General features: G+C 68.5%; 8 protein-coding genes and 2 pseudogenes. 2 read left to right on the top strand and 8 right to left on the bottom strand.

Features of this window, described 5'->3' with window-relative positions; all coding sequences use genetic code 11:
* Window positions 1–224: 224 nt before the first annotated feature.
* Window positions 225–651, bottom strand: a pseudogene (locus PH203_RS30710) (transposase); the annotation flags it as partial.
* 174 nt (window positions 652–825) lie between these two features.
* Window positions 826–1677: an AraC family transcriptional regulator gene (locus tag PH203_RS30705; protein WP_289923992.1), complete on the bottom strand. Its 852-nt coding sequence runs from the start codon at window positions 1675–1677 to the stop codon at window positions 826–828.
* An 87-nt stretch (window positions 1678–1764) separates the two neighbouring features.
* Between PH203_RS30705 and PH203_RS30700 the strand changes: the two are divergent.
* Window positions 1765–2098: pseudogene (locus PH203_RS30700) on the top strand (IS5/IS1182 family transposase); the annotation flags it as partial.
* 361 nt (window positions 2099–2459) lie between these two features.
* On the opposite strand, the gene PH203_RS30695 reads toward PH203_RS30700, so the two are convergent.
* Window positions 2460–5432, bottom strand: a complete 2973-nt coding sequence (locus tag PH203_RS30695; protein ID WP_289923990.1) for an AAA family ATPase — start codon at window positions 5430–5432, stop codon at window positions 2460–2462.
* Between the two features lie 254 nt (window positions 5433–5686).
* On the opposite strand from PH203_RS30695, the gene PH203_RS30690 reads away from it, so the two are divergent.
* A complete protein-coding gene (locus PH203_RS30690; RefSeq protein WP_289923988.1) occupies window positions 5687–8539 on the top strand; it encodes a LuxR family transcriptional regulator in 2853 nt (950 codons plus the stop codon).
* Between the two features lie 48 nt (window positions 8540–8587).
* On the opposite strand, the gene PH203_RS30685 is transcribed toward PH203_RS30690, so the two are convergent.
* From PH203_RS30685 to PH203_RS30665, 5 genes are all read right to left on the bottom strand, one after another.
* Window positions 8588–11800 (bottom strand): amino acid adenylation domain-containing protein, encoded by a 3213-nt coding sequence (locus tag PH203_RS30685; RefSeq protein WP_289923986.1) that lies wholly within the window; start codon window positions 11798–11800, stop codon window positions 8588–8590.
* A 26-nt stretch (window positions 11801–11826) separates the two neighbouring features.
* On the bottom strand, window positions 11827–12738 hold the full coding sequence (locus PH203_RS30680; RefSeq protein WP_289924008.1) for an NAD(P)-dependent oxidoreductase: 912 nt from the start codon (window positions 12736–12738) through the stop codon (window positions 11827–11829).
* A gap of 2 nt (window positions 12739–12740) precedes the next feature.
* Window positions 12741–14570, bottom strand: a complete 1830-nt coding sequence (locus PH203_RS30675; protein ID WP_289923984.1) for a non-ribosomal peptide synthetase — start codon at window positions 14568–14570, stop codon at window positions 12741–12743.
* Complete coding sequence (locus PH203_RS30670; protein WP_289923981.1) at window positions 14567–15772, bottom strand: alanine--glyoxylate aminotransferase family protein; 1206 nt, start codon at window positions 15770–15772, stop codon at window positions 14567–14569. The genes PH203_RS30675 and PH203_RS30670 overlap by 4 nt, the downstream gene beginning before the upstream one ends.
* A gap of 66 nt (window positions 15773–15838) precedes the next feature.
* Window positions 15839–17143, bottom strand: coding sequence for an MFS transporter (locus tag PH203_RS30665; RefSeq protein WP_289923980.1), 1305 nt, complete (start codon window positions 17141–17143; stop codon window positions 15839–15841).
* Window positions 17144–17220 lie beyond the last annotated feature (77 nt).

Here is a 17220-nt window from a genome sequence, read left to right as displayed (position 1 = left end):
CAAGAGCCCGATCGACTACGAACGTGACTACCGAGCCACCCTCACCGAGGGACTGGCCGCATAGATCGTCTCCACGCTGCGAGGGGATTGACACTGTCGTCCCCAACCACATCTGCACGCCGGTGAATCTCGCCGAGGAGCTGCTGGTCGTCCGAGATCGCAAGGTGGTCGACCGCTGGCAGGTAGCGGCGCGAGGTGCCAACACCTGAGCCTGAGCTCCGTCTTCAGGCCGAGAGCCGGCGGTAGCAGATCGGAGTTGCGGCTATCCCCGCGAAGGCCAGGAAGTGTTCAGCCTTGCCTTCGTAACGCACGGCGAGAACGGATCGGCGAGATTCCCCGTACCAGGGGTTCCAGTCCGTGGCTGTCATGTCCCCCTTTCAAGGCCCGCATATTCACCGAGTCAATGGCACGCCGCGACCAGTCCAACTCGCCGAGGGCGCCGAGCTCATCCAGCACCAGGCGGTGAAGCCTGCCCCACACACGGGCGCGGCTCCACTCCGCGAACCGCCGGTGCGCGGCCGCCCGGGACGGGCCGGAGCCCGACGGCAGCCGGCGCCACGTACATCCCGTCGCGGCCACGAACACGATGGCCGCCAGCACCTGCCGGTCGCCATACCTGTGTCAGCCTCCCCCCTGGGGCCGCGCCGGAGCGGCCGACGGGGCCCGGCGGGGCGTCCCTGGGAGGCGGCAGATCGGTCAGGGCCGGGGGTACGCCGAGGGGGCCGGGCGGGTGCAGGCCCGCGGCGGTGCTGGCGGTCCGTCGTCCGTGGAGACGGGTGCGAGCATCACGGTGGGTCCGTGTCACGACGATGCGGTGACACCCGCTCAAGGGGAAGGGGCATGCTGCCCTTGCTGCCGGTATTGCGATGGCGCGCATCCAACGTGCTTACGGAACACGCGGGCGAAGTGCTCCGGGTTGGAGAAACCGCAGCGCCTACCGACTTGAGACACTGGGTCATTGTCCACTGCGAGCAGATAGCAGGCAGCTTCGATGCGCAACTCGGTGAGGTATTGCAGAGGTGTCTTTCCGGTGGCTGCAGAAAAACGGCGCAGGAAGTGGTACCGGCTGAGTCCTGCTTCCTTGGCAAGCCGATCAAGCGTGATACTCGAGGATAAATTTGCGCTCATAAACGCTGTCACCGTTTGTAACTGTTCCGGGCTGAGGCCTCCGGTGCGCGGTGAGGCGTCGGGGCGTGGATGGAGTAGATATTCAGCCAGGTACTGGGCCGCACTCAGGACATAGCGCTCTCCTGCACCTGTTTTTCGGGCGTGAAGTAGAGTTTGCGCCATGGATGCGACGTGTGGATCGAAGGCGCGCAGTGTCTGTAATTCTGAAACATCACGGACAGGAGCGGTGGTGTGCGTGTCCAGTGCTCGCTGAAGGACTTCCACGGAAAGCTGGATATAGACGACTTCGAACGGGAGACGTCTGGGCGGTGTCCTGCCGAGCCGGACGAGGTTGTTTGGTGCGACCCGGCAGACCTCTCCAGGCCTGAGCGTGGTACGTAGCCAACCGTGATTCTCTCGACCTTCAATTTGACACTCACCCCGTATTGGCGTGAGGATGCCGAACCATTGATCCGGTAATTGGTATGTCCAGGGGTCGCTGTCGTGTCCAGCAGCTCGCTCTTCCACAACGAGTTCCTGACAGGATTGCTCTCGCAACGTAATGATCACGTATTTTTCCCTTGCGTGGGGTCGGGGAAACGAGGAGTGACAGGAGTCAGGTCCGTCAGCCTCAGGGCTGCAAAAACGGGGGCCACTGACCGGAACGGTCTACGTCTATCGCTGGGCATCTCTGGCGCCGGCTGCACGCCAGCCTCGGCCGGAAGCCGCTCGTGCGCGGGATGCCACCGATCCGCTCACGCCGCGGCCCGCGCCGATGGCTCCGCAAGCGAGGCATCCGCCCACCGCATCGCCCGCAAAGGCATCGAGTCCTTGCAGCGGCCAGACCGCCACCACCGGGTCGTTGGGTGGACGGTGTCCTGGCTCGCCGGGCTGACGCCTGCAGCGTCGCTACGAGCGCAGGGACGAACACTTTCTGGCCTTCGTCGGCATCGCCGCAGCGCTCATCAGCTACCGCCGTCCCACCCAATGAAACGACGCCTTACTCCCTTGATTCGTGGCTCCACAAGCCGGGGCTGCCAGCCCGCGGCGATGCAATCGTGCTCTTGTGCACCGATGCGTTACGCGTTCAACCGCATCTCGCTTGTCCATGTTCATGGTTGTTTCCTCGGCGTTTCCTCAGGTCCGAGCGCGAGCCAGCATGCGCCGTCGAATGCCAAGGCTGCTGCGGTTGACCATGCTGGCAGGAGTGTTCGACTGTTCAGGCGGTCTCGATCCTTCAGCGGCTAAGTACAGGGAAACTGATCGCGAACCGTCGTGTCCGCTGCCCAGCTTCGTCAGTCGGCTGCGGGAGTGGGCGGCCGGATGGCTCGCGGGTCAAGGGCCCGCTCATGTCAGAAGAAGTCGAGGGTGCCCGTGAGGACGGCGGTGACGAGTTCGGTTCGGGAGCGCTTTCCGGTGCGGGCGAGCAGCCGGGTCAGACGTCCGACGACCGCGTCCTCGTTGAGCCGCAGGACGGTGGCGATCTGGCGGGTGGTGAGCTGTTCGGCGAGCAAGGTGGCGAGCAGGTGGTCGTTCTCGGCGGTGGCCTGCTTGCGGCCGGGGACGCTCAGTCCGGCCTCGCGCAGTGCGGTCCTGGTGCGGAATCGCCACAGGGCGGCGGCGGTCTGGCCGAACAGTTCATAGGCCTCGTGCAGCAGCGCGGCCGGGCCCGCGCCCGCGTCGGCGGCTGCCACGAGGGTGGTCGCCGTCTCGAACGGCAGGCCGCGGGAGCGGGCCAGCTCCACCGCCTCGCGCAGGTGGTCGCGGGCGGTGTCGGGAGCGTCCTGGCGCAGGACCCGGGCCGAGGCCAGCAGATACCTGAGCCGCGCCCTTCCGCTGCCCGTCCGGGAGGCGAGTTGCTCCAGGCGGTGCATGTGTACCGCCGCCTCGGCGGTGCGTCCCGCCTCGGCCGTCACCTCGGCCAGCGGGGCCCACAGTTCTTCCGTGCCGTAGACGTGAGCGTGCGCCTGAGCCTTGTCCAGACCGCGGCGCAGCACCTTCTCGGCGCCGTCCCGGTCGCCGAGAACCCTGAGTACCTCCGCCTCGGCGGCGTTCATGGAGCACGAGGGCGGAGCCTCCTCGGGGACACGCATGCTCTCCATCAAGCGGAGGGCACTGGTGGTACGGCCCCGGGCGAGGAGGATGGTCGCGGTCCGCGCGGGAAGCAGATAACTGTCCGACGCGGGGTGCTGGACCCGGCCGATCGCCAGCAACCGGCGGGCCGACTCCAGCGCCTCGTCCCACCGCCCGGTGAGGTGGTGCCACAGGAACCGGCTGAGCGGGGGCAGCACCTCCCCGGTCAGCCCGCGGGATCGCAGCAGGGTTTCGGCCGCGTCCAGGTCATAGCCGGCGGCCATTTCGTCGAACAGAGCCCCGGCAAGTGCGTACACCTGGCCAGGAGGCAGTTCTGACGCGTCCGGCATGGCCAGTTCGCGCCCGAAGGGCTCCGGGCGGCCCATCGCCAGTTCCGCCGCTGCCCCGAAAACCCGGGGCGTCACACGGACACGAGGGCTGGTGTTCCACACCGCTTCGGTCCGCGAGAGCATCTCCCGTGCCTCCTGCCACCTCGCCAGATGGCACAGGGCCAGGGCCTGGCCGCTCACTTTCACCACGGCGGGCACCGGCAGCTCGTCCCACCAGCGTGCGGTCGCCAGCCGGGACAGCCTCCTCCAGTCCAACTGGTTGCCCGTCACTCCCACGAGAAGCTGGGCGATCGCCTGCAGCTCTGGCGCGGTGAGACTTTCCCCCGGGTTACGCAACAGCGTTTCCGCGATGGCCCGCCCGCTCTGGTAGTCGCCCGCCACATAGGCGGCCCTGAGATATCGCTGCAGGGCCAGATCCCGGGCACCCGGCTGCACGATCAAATCGGTGGCAGCCTGCAGCCACCGGAGCATCGCCCGGTCCTCGGTGCCGGGCTGCACCCGTTCGGCGGCGGCAGTCAGGTCGGCCACGGCGCGTTCGCGGTCGATCCGGGTGCCCGCATCCGTGATCCGGTCAGCCAAGTAGGCCTCCAGCTCCGCCTCGTCGAGCAGGGCCGCTGCCGGGTACGTTGCCTCCCCGGCGCCTGCCGCGTCCGACCAGATGGCCTCGACCGCGATGGCGGACAACCGGCTGCGCTCCACCGGGCTCAGCCGCTCCCGGACGGTGTGCCCTGTCAGCGGCAGCCAGAACGTCCAGCCCGCCGCCGTGGCGCCGTCCGGTCCGGGCACCTGGTCGAGGATGCCCGACTCGACCAGGCGGCAGACACCGTCGTAGGCAGTGTCGGCGGACAGGCCGGCCCACGCCGCGGTCAGCTGCAGGGCCGGGCGGCCGAGCGGCCCCAGAATGCTCAACGCCGCGGCCACCGAACGATACGGCTCGCCCAGCGTGTCCAGTGCCGTGACGAACGCATTGTCGTCCGGCAGCACTGGTATTGGTGTCCTCGCGCCAAGGAAGGCGTGGCCGTCGGCGACCCGGATCCCGTCCCGGCGAGTCCAGCCCGTGAGCAGGGCGTCGACTGCTCCCGGGATGCCACGGGTCAACTCGCCTACCTGCCGGGCGAGGACGGCGTCGGGCTTTGCCTGCAACCACCGCGTGACCAGCGCGCTGACGTCATCCGGTCCCAGCGGGGACAGCTCCACCGTGCGGGCCCCCTCGATACCGGACAGCCGCTCCAGGAGCCCGGCCGGACCGTCGCAGCCTGGTGCCCGGGCCTCAGCGGCCTTCCGTCCATAGCTCGAGGTGCCCGAGCCGACGGCGTCCGGCGCGCCCTCGCTCATGCCCCCTCGGCCCTGCGCGACGTGCCGCACTGCGGAAACCACCAGCCGGACACCGGGCGCGAGCCGCGAGAAGTCGACCTGGCACAGCACGGCCAGGGATTCGGGATCGGCATGCTGGACGTCGTCGACCATGATGGTGAGCGGCGTGGCCTGGGTGAGAGAAGCGCGGAACAATGCCTGCATCGCCGTGGGGTCACGCTGGTCGACGGCGGACAGCGCCCGAGTGACCAGCTTTCCGGCCGGCCGCCGTGGCGAGGCGGATCGGTGCTCTTCGAGCGCCATGACCAGCCGCAGTGCCAGCAGCAGAGGCCGTTCACCGTCGCCAGGAACACAGTCCACCGCAAGTACGGCGCTCCCTTGTGCACGCAGCCGTCCGCCGACCGCCCTCAGGAACGCACTGCGGCCCACACCGGTTTCGCCTCGGACAAGGACCAGGCGGGGACCGTCAGGGTCGCTCAGGAAGTCGTGGCTCTGCTCCAACTCGCGTTCGCGGCCCAGCAGACTGTCGCCGGTACGGTCCAGGCGCGCGGGCGTACCCCAGCTGATCAGTTCGTCGGTTGCAGCCACTGTGCAGTACATCCTTGTTGAGAGATATGCCCGGGCGGACAGCGAACACGGCCACCGGCTGTGCCCCCGCACCCGGCCTTTCGTCCGTGCGCGGACATTATGAGCGTCGTCGCCACGCCATGAACCGCCAGGCCCTGTACGCGCCGACCTCCGATGCGCCAGGAGTGCCGTACATCTCCAGTCGGGCAAAAGGAACGCAAAGTTGCCCGGAGCCGTCTCCCCTCGCGGTTGAGGAGAACGAGAGGAGCGGCGCCATGCGGCACCAGCGTGGAGCGGTCATCGGCAGAGACGGCGCGGTCCGCGACGTGACGGAAGCCCTGCGCGCCAGCGGGGAAGCGGCCCGGATCCTGCTGGTCACCGCAGAGGCCGGAATGGGCAAGACAACCATCCTGGAGCAGGCTCGGCGTGCGGCAGCCCAGGCCGGCGTCGCAGTGGTGCGGCTCGGCTGGGAAGACGAAGACGCCGAGGACACGGCCGACGCGATCGTCCTCGACGCAGGCTGCGGCCTGACGGTCGAGGATCCCGACGGCTGCCTGCCGCCTCTCACGGCAGCCCGCCGAGCACAGTTACGCGCCGCCGTGCGGGAGGGCGGGGCGAGCGCGCTGTCCGCCTTCTCCGAGGCACTGACGGAGGCCTCCCGCCAGACCCCGTTCGCGCTGGTTGTCGACAGCGCCGAGCGGATGCCGCAGCACAGCGCCGATGCTTTGGCGCTGCTGCTGCGGGTCTTCCGCCCGCGAGGCATACCCGTGGTGATGGCCGGCCGGCCCAGGCCCGCGACGGACCCCGGCCGCGCCCGGCTGACGGCCGCGGCCGACCAGTTCCTCGAACTGCCCCCACTGCAGCCTGCCGACGTCGCCACGCTCGTCAACGTCCACATCACACGGCGGTTCGGCCGCCCGGCCGAACCCGCGCTGGCGGACGCTGTGTCGCGGGCGCTGGGCACACTGGCGGGCAACCCCCGCGCCGTGCTGTCGGTGCTCGACGCGCTGGACGAGCAGGACCTGGTGGAACTCGACGGCCGCTCATGCCTCGCGCTTGCGGAAAAACGGCTGCGCTTGACCGCCGGGACGGCCGAGCTGCTCCGGTTCGGCTGGCCCGACACGCCCGCGGACTCCAAGACCATCAAGGCGGCGATCGTCACCGCCCATGTACTGGACCACGCCGAAGTGCACATCAACGACACGTTCACGATGACGTCACCGGCCGGCGCCCGGTCCCTTGAGCATGCACTGGACCGCCTGATCAAGGACGGGATCCTGACCGTGGACCCGCAAGGCCGCCTGTCATTCGCCGTCCCGGCGCTCGCCGCGGCCTTACGGACCCTGCCCATCCAGCGCGACGTGCAGGGCAACTCCGCCCGGTACATCAAGCGGTTGGCGGACGAGCTCGGTGCCGAAGCCACCGGCCGCGGCTACCCGAGGCTCGCCGATCGCGTCGCGGCCTCCGGCCCGCTCCTGGACGATGCTCTCGCCGTGCCGCTGCTGCTGGCCGCAGCCCGCCAGGAGGCCCGGATCAACTGGCCCCGATCGGCCCGCGCATACGCGGCCGCGCTTGACCGGCTCGCACCACAGGACCAGCGCACCCGTGGTGTGCTCCACGAGGCGAGCAGCCTGAGCCTGCGGCACGGCGACCACGAAGGGCTCCTGGCGCTCGGTAAGCCGCTGCTCGCCCTCCTGGACCCGCCGCATACCGAACACACCGAGGGCGTGGAGGAACCGGCCGGCCTGTCGAGCATCGCCGCCGCATGGGCGTGGGCAGCCCTTCACGAACACCGAGCCCCTTGCGCCGATGGCATCCACCCTCGCTTCGGCAAGGTCGCCGGCCGGCTTCCCGCCGCGGCCGGGCTTGCGGCACTGGGCGGCCTCTACGGCATCGGCCCGCTGACAACACGGCTGACAGTGGCCTCACTCCACATCCTGGACGCCTCCGGTCCCGGACACCGCACCATGCCGCTGCCCCAGCCCACCGAACTCCATCTGATGACCGCCGCGGTCGGCAGCCACACCGAACTGAGCCGCGCGCGGCAGCACATGCCCCCCGACGCCATCGACGACCACGCCCTGGACCAGCTGCGCAGCGCCGCCGCGTACGCAGACCTGGCCGGCGCTCTCGCAGCAGTCCTCGGCGACCGGTATGTCGCGGCACCCGAGGGCATCGCCGTCCAGTACCGGGGCATGGTGCGCGACTATCTGTCAGGGAATTGGGACGCCGCTCTGGCGACCGCCCGGCGCATCGAGGTACGTAGCCGCACCCACGCGGACGCGGGCACCCCCTACCTGCCACGGGCGCTGACCGCGGAGATCCACTGCATGCGCGGGGACGTCGCACGCGCCACAACATGGCTCGACCTGGTCCCCGACACCCTCACTCATCCCCTGGCCGCCCGGGCGCGGCTGGCGGTCCGGTACTGGTCGGGCCGACGGGAGGAGGCGCTGGAGGAAGCCAGGCACGACGCTCGGCAGGCACGAAAGAACGGCCAGCTCGCCGGTGTCGAGCGGCTGCTGCTGCGCATTCTGTCGCTCGCCGCCGACTCGGATCAGCCGCATACGGTCCAACAGGTCCTGGAGGAAGTGGAAACCCTGCACGAGGAGGCAGCCACCGCCATGACCCACGAGGTCCTCCTTCTCGCACGCGGCATCGCGCACCACGACACGGACAGCGCGCTGATCGCCCACCGGTTGATCAAGCTCCGAGGCGACGTACATCTGAGCGTCATCTGCGGCCTGTGGCTGACACGTGTCGCGGACGATCCGCGGCGCTGGCTGACCGAGGCCATGGGCAACGCTCACACCCTCGGCCTGGGAGGCCCCTTCCGCACTGCGGTCATCCGTGCCGCGGAGCAGCGCAACATCCCCGTACCGAGACTCCGCCAAGGCCACCAGAAGCTGACCGAACTCGACATCAGGCTGGTGCGCATGGTCGCTGACGGCGCCAGCAACCGGCAGATCGCCGCAGAACTCGCCTGCAGCCCCAAAACGGTGGAACAGCGTCTGACCCGACTGTTCCAGCGCACAGGCTCCCGGTCCCGGAGGGAACTCACCGCCGCCTGGCTCGGCGGAAGCCTCACCCAGACCGCCTCCGGCCCCTCCGGCCTGGACGACCGCTGACCCTGTGGACACATGCCCGAATGTCGGTCGTATGCGCCGATGGCGCAGTCAGCCGACTGGTCGGTCGGCCCCCGCCGCCGCGATCAGTCGGGCGGCGTTGGTGACTGAGGAGTCCAGGAAGAAGTCGGCAATCGGGACTTGCACCGTGAACGCACTCTTGAGGCGGGAAACGAGCCGCAGCGCGGCCAGAGAGTGGAAACCCAGGGCGAAGAGGTCCGTCCGCAGGTCGATCGTCGGTACTTTGAGCACCTCGCAGTAGACCTCCGCGACCTTGACTTCGAGCTCGCTGCCCTGCGCTTCCTCGGGGACGGCACGCTCGCGGCTGGGCAGCGCGAGCAAGGCTGCTTGGTCGACCTTGCCGTGCGAGGTGAGCGGGAACCGTTCAACTACGGAGATGTGAGCCGGAACCAGGTGCGGGGGAAGCTGGGTACGTACGTATGCCGCGACTGCTGCCTCGTCGGCGTGCGCACCGATCAGGAACGCGATCAGCTCGAGCTCGGCCGCTGGATCAGCCTCGGTGCGCCGAGGCACGACCAGGCTGCGCTCCACGTCCGGATGGCCGTCGAGTACGGATTCGATCTCGGCGAGCTCGACCCGATGGCCGCGCAGTTTGAGCTGACGGTCCACGCGGCCGAGAAATTCGAGGTCGCCTTCGGTGGTCCAGCGGCCTTGGTCGCCGGTGCGATACATACGTGCGCCCGGCTCGGGCGCGAAGGGGTCCGCCAAGAAGCGCTCGGCGGTCTGCTCGGGCCGGTTGAGAAAGCCGTCGCAGACGCCGGGGCCGGCCAGGTAGATCTCCCCTGGCACGCCGCGTCCCACCGGTGCGAGCAAAGCGTCGAGCACGTAGACGGCGGCGTGCGGCATGGGGCGTCCGATCGGCAGCGCCTCGCGGTCGAAGTCAGCACCGGGCTGGTAGGTCGTGCTGGTCACCGCCGTTTCGGTGAGTCCATAGACATTGGTGAGCGCAATCCCGAAGTCCAACCAGCGCTGGTAGACCTCGATCGGCGCGCGTTCGCCGCCGACCAGCACTCGCCGCAAGGTTTTCGGAACGGGGACAACGGCCGGGTCGATCAGGCGCACCACTTCCATCCAGTAGGCGGTGGGGAGCTCACATATGGTGATCTCGCGCTCTCCGAGGAGGTGCAGCAGTTCCTCCTGGCTGGTGCGGCCGAGCACGCCATCGAAGAAGACGACGCAGCCACCGGCCAGCCAGGTGGGGAAGAACTCCTCGACATGTACGTCGAAGGTCATCGCGGCGATCTGCAGCATCCTGTCGTCCGGGCCCAGATCGAACGTGTCCACCGCGGCGCGGGTGAACGCGGTCAGGTTGGCATGGGTGACGAGGGTGCCCTTGGGTACACCGGTCGAGCCGGAGGTGAACGGGACATACGCGACCTGACGACCTGTCACGGCGATGTTCTCGAGATCTTCACCGCTCTGGGCCTCGATCGAGAAAGCAACCGCCGGATCGTCGAGGGCGAGCACGTGGTGGGCCCCGGCGAAGTCCTCGGCGCGGTCCACGAGCGTGAGCACCAGGCGGGGCGCGGTCTCGGCGAGGACGTGGGCGTTGCGGCTGCCGGGCGCGTCCGGAGCCACAGGGACGTAGGCCCCGCCCGCCTTCAGCACGGCGAGCACGGCGGCCGGCCAGGAGGAGCCATGGGGCAAGGCGAGCGCCACCCGCTCGCCCGTGCGAAGACCTAGCCGGCGCAGATGCCGCGCGAGCCGGTTGGCCTGGCTGTTGAGCTGTGCGTAGCTGACCGGAGTACCGTCTTCGCGCTCGATCGCCGGCGCATCTGGGCTCTGTCGGACCCGTCGCTCGAACAGCGCGTGCAGGGTGGCCGGCTCCTCCCCGGGCACGGGCCGGCCGGTGAGCTCCCGATCGGGCTCGGCGTCGGTCGACGTGCGAAGCGCTCCCAGTGGGGACTCGGGGTGGGAGGCGGCGTCGCCGAGCAGCGCCAGGTAGCTCTCGGCCATTGCCTCGATGGTGCCCGGGTCGAACAGCTCACTGTCGTATTCGAACTGAAGGCTCAGCTCCCCCAGCGCGTCCACAGCGCCGAGACTGAGTCGGAACCGGGCCCCGCCATTGGGCAACTCGTACAGCTCCGTCACCGCGCAGCCCGGCAGCGTGGCTTCGAACTCCGTGGACTGCTCGAAGGAGTACACCGTCTGGAAGAGCGGGGCCTCACGTGAGGTGCGTTGGGAGTCGACCCGTTTGACGAGCTCGGTGAAGGGCGCGTCTTGTGAGGAGAGTGCGTCGAAGGTACTCAGCTGGAGTTCGCGGACCAGGGAGGCGAAGGACACGTCCGCGTCCAGCCGCAGTCGCAACGGCATGGTGTTGGCGAACAGCCCGATGAGCGACTGGTACTCGGGACGGGTCCGGCCGGCCAGCGGCGTTCCGATCAGCAGGTCGTCCTGACGGGTGCAGCGGGCCAGGAGCACGCCCCACACACCGCCGAGCATCGCGAACGGCGTGACCCCGAGCCGCTTGGCGCAGGCGTAGGCATCGGCCCGAAGCTGCTCGGGCACCACTGTCTTGAACTCATTCCCCCGGTAGTCCCGGGACGCTCCTGAACTGTGATCGACCGGCAGTGCAAGGGTTGTCGTCGCACCGGCCAATTCCTGAGCCCACGCGTCGAGCGCGTTGTCGTACCCGCCGTCCTCGGTGATGCGCCGTTGTTCGGCGGCGAAGTCGCGGTACTGCATGGTGAGGTCAGGCAGATCGGGCTCATCGCCCGCGTGCCATGCGGCGTAGAGCGCGGCGAACTCGGTCCAGAACAGACGCAGCGACCAACCGTCCGCGACGATGTGGTGCATGTTGAGGAAGAGCGCGTAGGCGTCATCCTCAAGACGTAGCGCAGCAGCTCTCAGCAGCGGGCCGTGCACGAGGTCGAAGGGCTCGCGAGCGGCGGTCTCGACGAAGACACGCCACTCGTCGGGCCGGGAGCGAAAGTCGAGCACAGGCAGCGCGAAGGGCTGCGGCGGATCTGTGATGAGGTACGGTTCACCGTTCTTCTCGCCCACCCGGGAGCGCAGCACTTCATGCCGACGCACGATCTCGGTCACGCAGCGCGCGGCGAGCTCCGTGTCCAACGCGCCACGCAGACGGATCACCATGGGTATTCCGTAAACGCTGCGGCCCGGGGCGAGTTGTTCAGCAATCCAGATCTGCTCCTGCAGGAGGGAGATCCTCTCGATCTGTCGGTTGCCCATGGGTGCTCCGGTCGGGTTCGTGGCCTTCGGAGTGGTGGTTGTCTCGGTCATCGTGACCCGCTCTTCCTGACAGTCGGCTAGTAACCGAGGTCCCGGTCGACCAGGCCGATCGGCTCAAGGCCGTTCGCCAGTCGACGAATGTTGCGCCGGACCAGGTCGACGAAGGGTCCGAGTGCGTGATCCAGATCGCCCGCGCAGTGTGCGGTGATCACACAACTGGGAAGGGACCACAGCGGGTGCTCCGGAGGAAGCGGCTCGGGGTCGGTGACGTCCAGGCCGGCGCCGGCGATCCACCCGGAGGTCAGCGCACGTACGAGGTCGTCTGTGATGACGAGCCCGCCGCGCGCCACGTTCACCAGGCAGGCGTCCTGACGCATGGACCTGAGTCTGGCTGCGTCGATCAGCCCGGCCGTGTCTGCGGTCAGCGGCGCCGCGAGGAAGACCACACGGGCCTCGGGCAGGAATTCGTCGAGGCGATCGGGCGTGCCGACCTCGGCGCCCGCCATCGGGGCGCCGCCGCGGCACACCACCTTGGCGCGGACCCTGAACGGGCGCAGCAGTGCGAGCAGTGCCCGGGCAACCCCGCCGCCGCCCACCACAAGGACCTCGGCGTTCGTCAGTCCGATGGCGGGACGCGGCCGCCACGCGCCGGCCCTCACGGAGGCAGTGCCCTGACGCAGCACGGTCAGCGCGAGCATGAGGGCGTGTTCAGCCACCAGCTCGGACTGGACGCCCACGGCCCGGCTCCAGCGGATCCGCTGATCCATGAGCGGCAGGTAGCTTTCGACGCCGGTGCTCGCCAGCTGAACCCAGCGCACCGACGGCGCGCACTCGAGTGCGGCTGCCAGCGCCGAGGGCTGTTCGCCGGTCCAGATCAAGCCCTGAGCCCGGGCCAGCGGAGCCAGTCGAACGCCTGAAGCATGCAGCGCTGTCATGAGATCGGCGGGTGCCGGTTCCGGAAGCACTGCGACTGGTAGGTCGGGAACCATGGTCACCAGCCACTGCCCGGCTTACCCACCGCCGTGACGTCCGCCGTCGCGTCGGCCAGCGCTGCCACTCCGCGTACCGAATACGATGCGAAGACCTCGCGGACACCGAGGCTTATGCCCAAGTGTTTGCGGATCCAGCTGATCAGCCGCAACATGAACAGCGAATCCCCGCCCAGGTCGAGCAGGTTGTCGAGCACACCGATCTCGTCGAGTCCCAGTAGCTCCGCCGCGGCGGCGCCGATGCGCCGCTCGGTCTCACCTGTCGGTGGCACGAATTCGGTGGGCAGGTCGGGCCGGCGTTTCGGCGGCTGCGGAAGCATCGCGTGGTCGATTTTCCGATGCGTCGTCAGCGGAAAATCGTCGAGCCGGATCAGTGCTGAAGGGATCAGATGGGCCGGCAGTTCGTCGGCGAGGAAGGAACGCAGCTCACCGGTGCTCACCGTGTCCCGGTCAGCAGTCACGTAGCCGATCAATCGCTGTTCGCCCGACGCGTCTTGACCTGTCGTGACCAGGGCTTGACGCACCGCTGGGTGCCGGTCGAGCGCAGCCTCGATCTCGCCTGGTTCGACGCGATAGCCGCGCACCTTGACTTGCTGGTCGCTGCGTCCGAGGAATTGCAGCCGCCCGTCGGGAAGACGGCGTACCCGATCGCCGGTGCGGTACAACCTGGCCCCCGGAATCCCCGAGTAGGGGTCGGCGACGAACTTCTCCGCGGTGACATCGGGTCTGTCCAGGTAACCGCGTGCCAGCGAGTCACCACCGATGAGCAGCTCGCCCTCGGCACCTGCGGGAACGAGTTCGAGCCGCTCGTCGACCACGAACATGCGGGTTCCGGCGATGGCATCGCCCATGGACAACACACCGTCCTCGGGTGCTTGTCCGGGCGGCACGCTCCAGTACGACGCGGTCGCAGTGGTCTCGGTCGGCCCGTAGACGTGCACCAGCGGAAGGCGGAAGCCGTTCCACTGCTGGACGGCTTCGGGCATGGCGCGGTCGCCTCCCATGACGACCAGGCGCAGCGCCGGGGGCATTGTCCCGCCGGTGTCCACGAGGTGGCGAACCAGCAGGTGCCAGTGCGCGGTCTGCATCTCCAGCAGCGTGACGTCGTGCGCGGTGAGGAAGTCGAGCAGGGCCTCCACCGGGGAGAGCGCAACCCGGTCGGCCGGGAACACGCTTGTCCCGCCCTGCACGAGTGGGGGGAACAGTTCCTCGAGTGAGGCGGAGAATGCGGCGGCGGCCAGCATCAGGTAGCGATCACGCGGCCCCATGCCGAACTCGGCACTCGCGGCGGCTGCGAGAGTCGCCAGGCCGAGATGGGTGATCATGACGCCTTTGGGCGCTCCGGTGGAACCTGAGGTGTAGATGACGCAGGCCAGATCGTCCGGCGCGGCTGCGGGGGCGTCCGGACGGGGAGTCAAGCGCCCCCGGTCCGGCGCAAGCGTCGTGACGGGCAAGCTGGTTGGGCTCCCCTCCGCTCCGTCGACGATGAGGATCTTGATACCGGAGTCTGCCGCGAGGAAACTCTTGCGCTGGTCGGGGTAGTCCGGGTCGATAGGCACGTAGGCCGCTCGCGCACGCAGCACGCCGAGAATCGCGACCAGCAGGTCAGCGGAGTGACGCATCATCACGCCGACGCGATCGCCGGGAAGCACTCCCATATCCGCCAGGCGCGCCGCCATGTGCTCGGCTTCGGCGGTGAGTTCGGCGTAGGTCAGCGCCCGCTGGGCATCCTCGGTCGCGGGGGCGTGCGGCGTCACCCGTGAGTGCTGCTCAAGCAGGTGCGGGATGAGCTTCGGCGCGTCGTCACGCACTGATCGAACGTCGGCGTTCACGCAGCGGACTCCTCAGGGGTAGGCGACATCGACGTCAAGGGGCCTGCGGCGGCGTCAACCTGCTGTGCCATCAGCTTCACAACGGGCGTGACTCCACTGCCCGGCAGCACCGGGGCGCCGAGGGCTGCGAACCCGGTCTCAAGCGCGGCCAGCGCGGTAACCAGGTCGAGCGGGTCCGCGTGACCGCAGTGACCGATCCGCACCACTTGGTCGGCCAGTTCTCCGTTGCCGGTGGCCAGCTGGACGCCTGTGTGCTCGACCACCGCATCGACGAGAGCTTGCGCGCCCACTCCAGGCGGTGTGAACGCTGCCGTCACGATGCCGTTGCGCGCCGCTTCTGGGGTCAGCAGCCGAAGTCCGAGGCCGCGCAAGCCCGCTCTGGCCATCCGGCCGAGCTCCGAATGCCGCTGATGGCGCCGCTCCATGCCTTCAGCGAGTACCTGGTCGAGCGCCGCGGACAACTGGAGCAGCACGCCGACCGCCGGCGTCCAAGGGGTACGCGGGATGGAGTGGTTCAGGCTGTCACGTGTGATCGTCCAGTCGAAGTAGTACCGCAGATGCCTGGCCTTGGCGTGCCGGCGCCAGGCGCGCTCACTGACGGAGACGAAAGAGACTCCTGGCGGCGCCATCAGCGCCTTCTGAGTCCCGCCGACCACGACGTCCAACCCCCATGCGTCGGCCTGTATTTCGCAGCCGCCGGCCCCGGAGGCCGAGTCCACTATCGTCAGCACGTTGCGGGTCGCGTGTCCGATGGCCTCGAGGTCGGTGACGACGCCTGTGGAGGTCTCGCAGTGGACGACGATCGCCGCGACGATGTGCGGGTCGGCCGCCAGGCAGGCTTCGACAGCTGTGGGGTCCGGCTCGCTACCCCACGCGACGTCGAGCACGACGGTCTCCAGGCCATAGGCGCGGCACAGCTCCACCCAGCGCCTTCCAAAGGCACCGTTGTCCACCACGAGTACCTTTTCCCCTGGACTGAAGAGGTTTTGCACCGCGCTCTCGAACGCACCGGTGGTGCTCGACGAGAAGATCAGCACGTCCCCCGCGGTACCAAGCACAGACCTGAGCCCGTCGATGATTCGTGTGAATATGCGGGCGAAGTCCACGGTGCGCTCGTCGACCATGGGATGCGTCGCCGCCGCGATGACCGCGGGCGGCAGCGGGGTCGGACCGGGTATGGCCAATCTGTCCTTGTACATCATCTTCCTGATTCCTTCGTGCCGCGGTGGTCCGGCTTCGTCAAAGGCTCGTCCGCAGTCGAGTACCGCTCAGCTGACCGTCGCCTCAGTGCCGCTGTCCGGCACGCGCGGTTCGTTCTGCGTCTGTAGCTCTGGTTGCTCAACCTTGGTCAGGGCAAGGGCGAACAGTGCCGTGCCCACCACCGCGACCACAGCACAGCCCACCAGCACCGGGCGCAGGCCGAACAGGACGCCCAGTGGGCCGGCCACGGCGAAGCCGACCGGCTGGGCGATCTCCGAAGCCATCAGGTCGAAGGCGGCCACCCGGCCCAGTACGGCGCTCGGTACGGCTCGCTGCATGAGGGTCTGGAAGAACACTCCTTGCAGGCCGATCGCGCAGCCGGAGAGCACCGCGGCACCCGCCACCACCACCGTCGGCACGCCAGAGCCGAGGGCCAACGCCTCGAAGACGATCAGCGGTGGCAGCCACGCTATGAAGACCACCGGTCGCTTCGGCTTGATCCGCGCGGAGGTGAACTCCGCGCAGAGCACACCGATGGTCATGCAGGTGCCGATGACACCCCAAGCTGCGGGACCGCCCAGATGCGTGTCGGCCACCAACGGGCCGAGGACCGCGAGGGGAGCCAGCAGGACCAGTGAGAACAACGTCCACTGCAAGGTGAGCAGCCATAGCCAGGGGCGTATTCGGAACTCCCGCCAGCCTTGCTTCAGCTGCGTGAGCGTCCCGCCTTCGTGATCCGGCTCGACTTCGCCCCGGGCGGGGATCTTGGCGAATATGAGACAGAGAGTGATGAAAGCCATCAGCACGCTCTCCACCAGGAAAGCGGCTCCCGAACCGTACGCCGCCACGACCACTCCTGCCGTCGCAGGGGCCACCGTCCAAGCCAGCGAGGAAAAAGCGCCGACCAGCGCATTGGCCTCGTCCAGGTCTTCTCTCGCAACGACGTCCGGCATGATCGCCATGCTGGCCGGACCGAACAGCGCGTCAGCGCCGCCGTACACGACTGCCAGAGCGAAGAACCAGGCGAGGGTCGCAGTGTCCGTGAGGAGTCCTATCGCCAAGGTCGCCGCCGCGACCAGGCGTACGATCGACGAAACGATGAGCAACGCGGCACGCGGAAAGCGGTCCGCCGCGACGCCGGCAAACAGCGACAAGGCGAGCGAAACCGCCGCCTGAACTCCGAGGACAAGGCCGAGGTCACTCGCAGAACCAGTGGTGTGGAGGACACCGAAGCTCTCCGCGACCGGCAGGAAGCCGTTGGCCATGCTGGAGCCCAGCCGGGCGGCCAATAGGCAGGTGAAGTTTCGGTCAGTCAGCAGCCTTCTGCGTTTGCTTCGGCGTCCTTTTTTGCCGGAGACCTCTACATCGCTCATTGCGTCTCTTTCCGCGCGTGCTGGTTTCAGGTATCGGCACGAGGGCTAGGTGATGGTGTCTTCGGGTCGGGTGGCGG

Origin of the sequence: Streptomyces sp. S.PB5, from assembly GCF_030403745.1 — a bacterium.
Taxonomy (GTDB): domain Bacteria; phylum Actinomycetota; class Actinomycetes; order Streptomycetales; family Streptomycetaceae; genus Streptomyces.
Note: the sequence above shows the minus strand (reverse complement) of the source record. Positions and strands in the feature narration are given on the sequence as shown.

Bases quoted from the DNA above. Each gene is read 5' to 3' on its own strand.
- PH203_RS30685 (WP_289923986.1), bottom strand. From the start codon at position 11,800: ATGACCGAGACAACCACCACTCCGAAGGCCACGAACCCGACCGGAGCA.
- PH203_RS30680 (WP_289924008.1), bottom strand. From the start codon at position 12,738: ATGGTTCCCGACCTACCAGTCGCAGTGCTTCCGGAACCGGCACCCGCC.
- PH203_RS30690 (WP_289923988.1), top strand. From the start codon at position 5,687: ATGCGGCACCAGCGTGGAGCGGTCATCGGCAGAGACGGCGCGGTCCGC.
- PH203_RS30670 (WP_289923981.1), bottom strand. From the start codon at position 15,772: ATGATGTACAAGGACAGATTGGCCATACCCGGTCCGACCCCGCTGCCG.
- PH203_RS30665 (WP_289923980.1), bottom strand. From the start codon at position 17,143: ATGAGCGATGTAGAGGTCTCCGGCAAAAAAGGACGCCGAAGCAAACGC.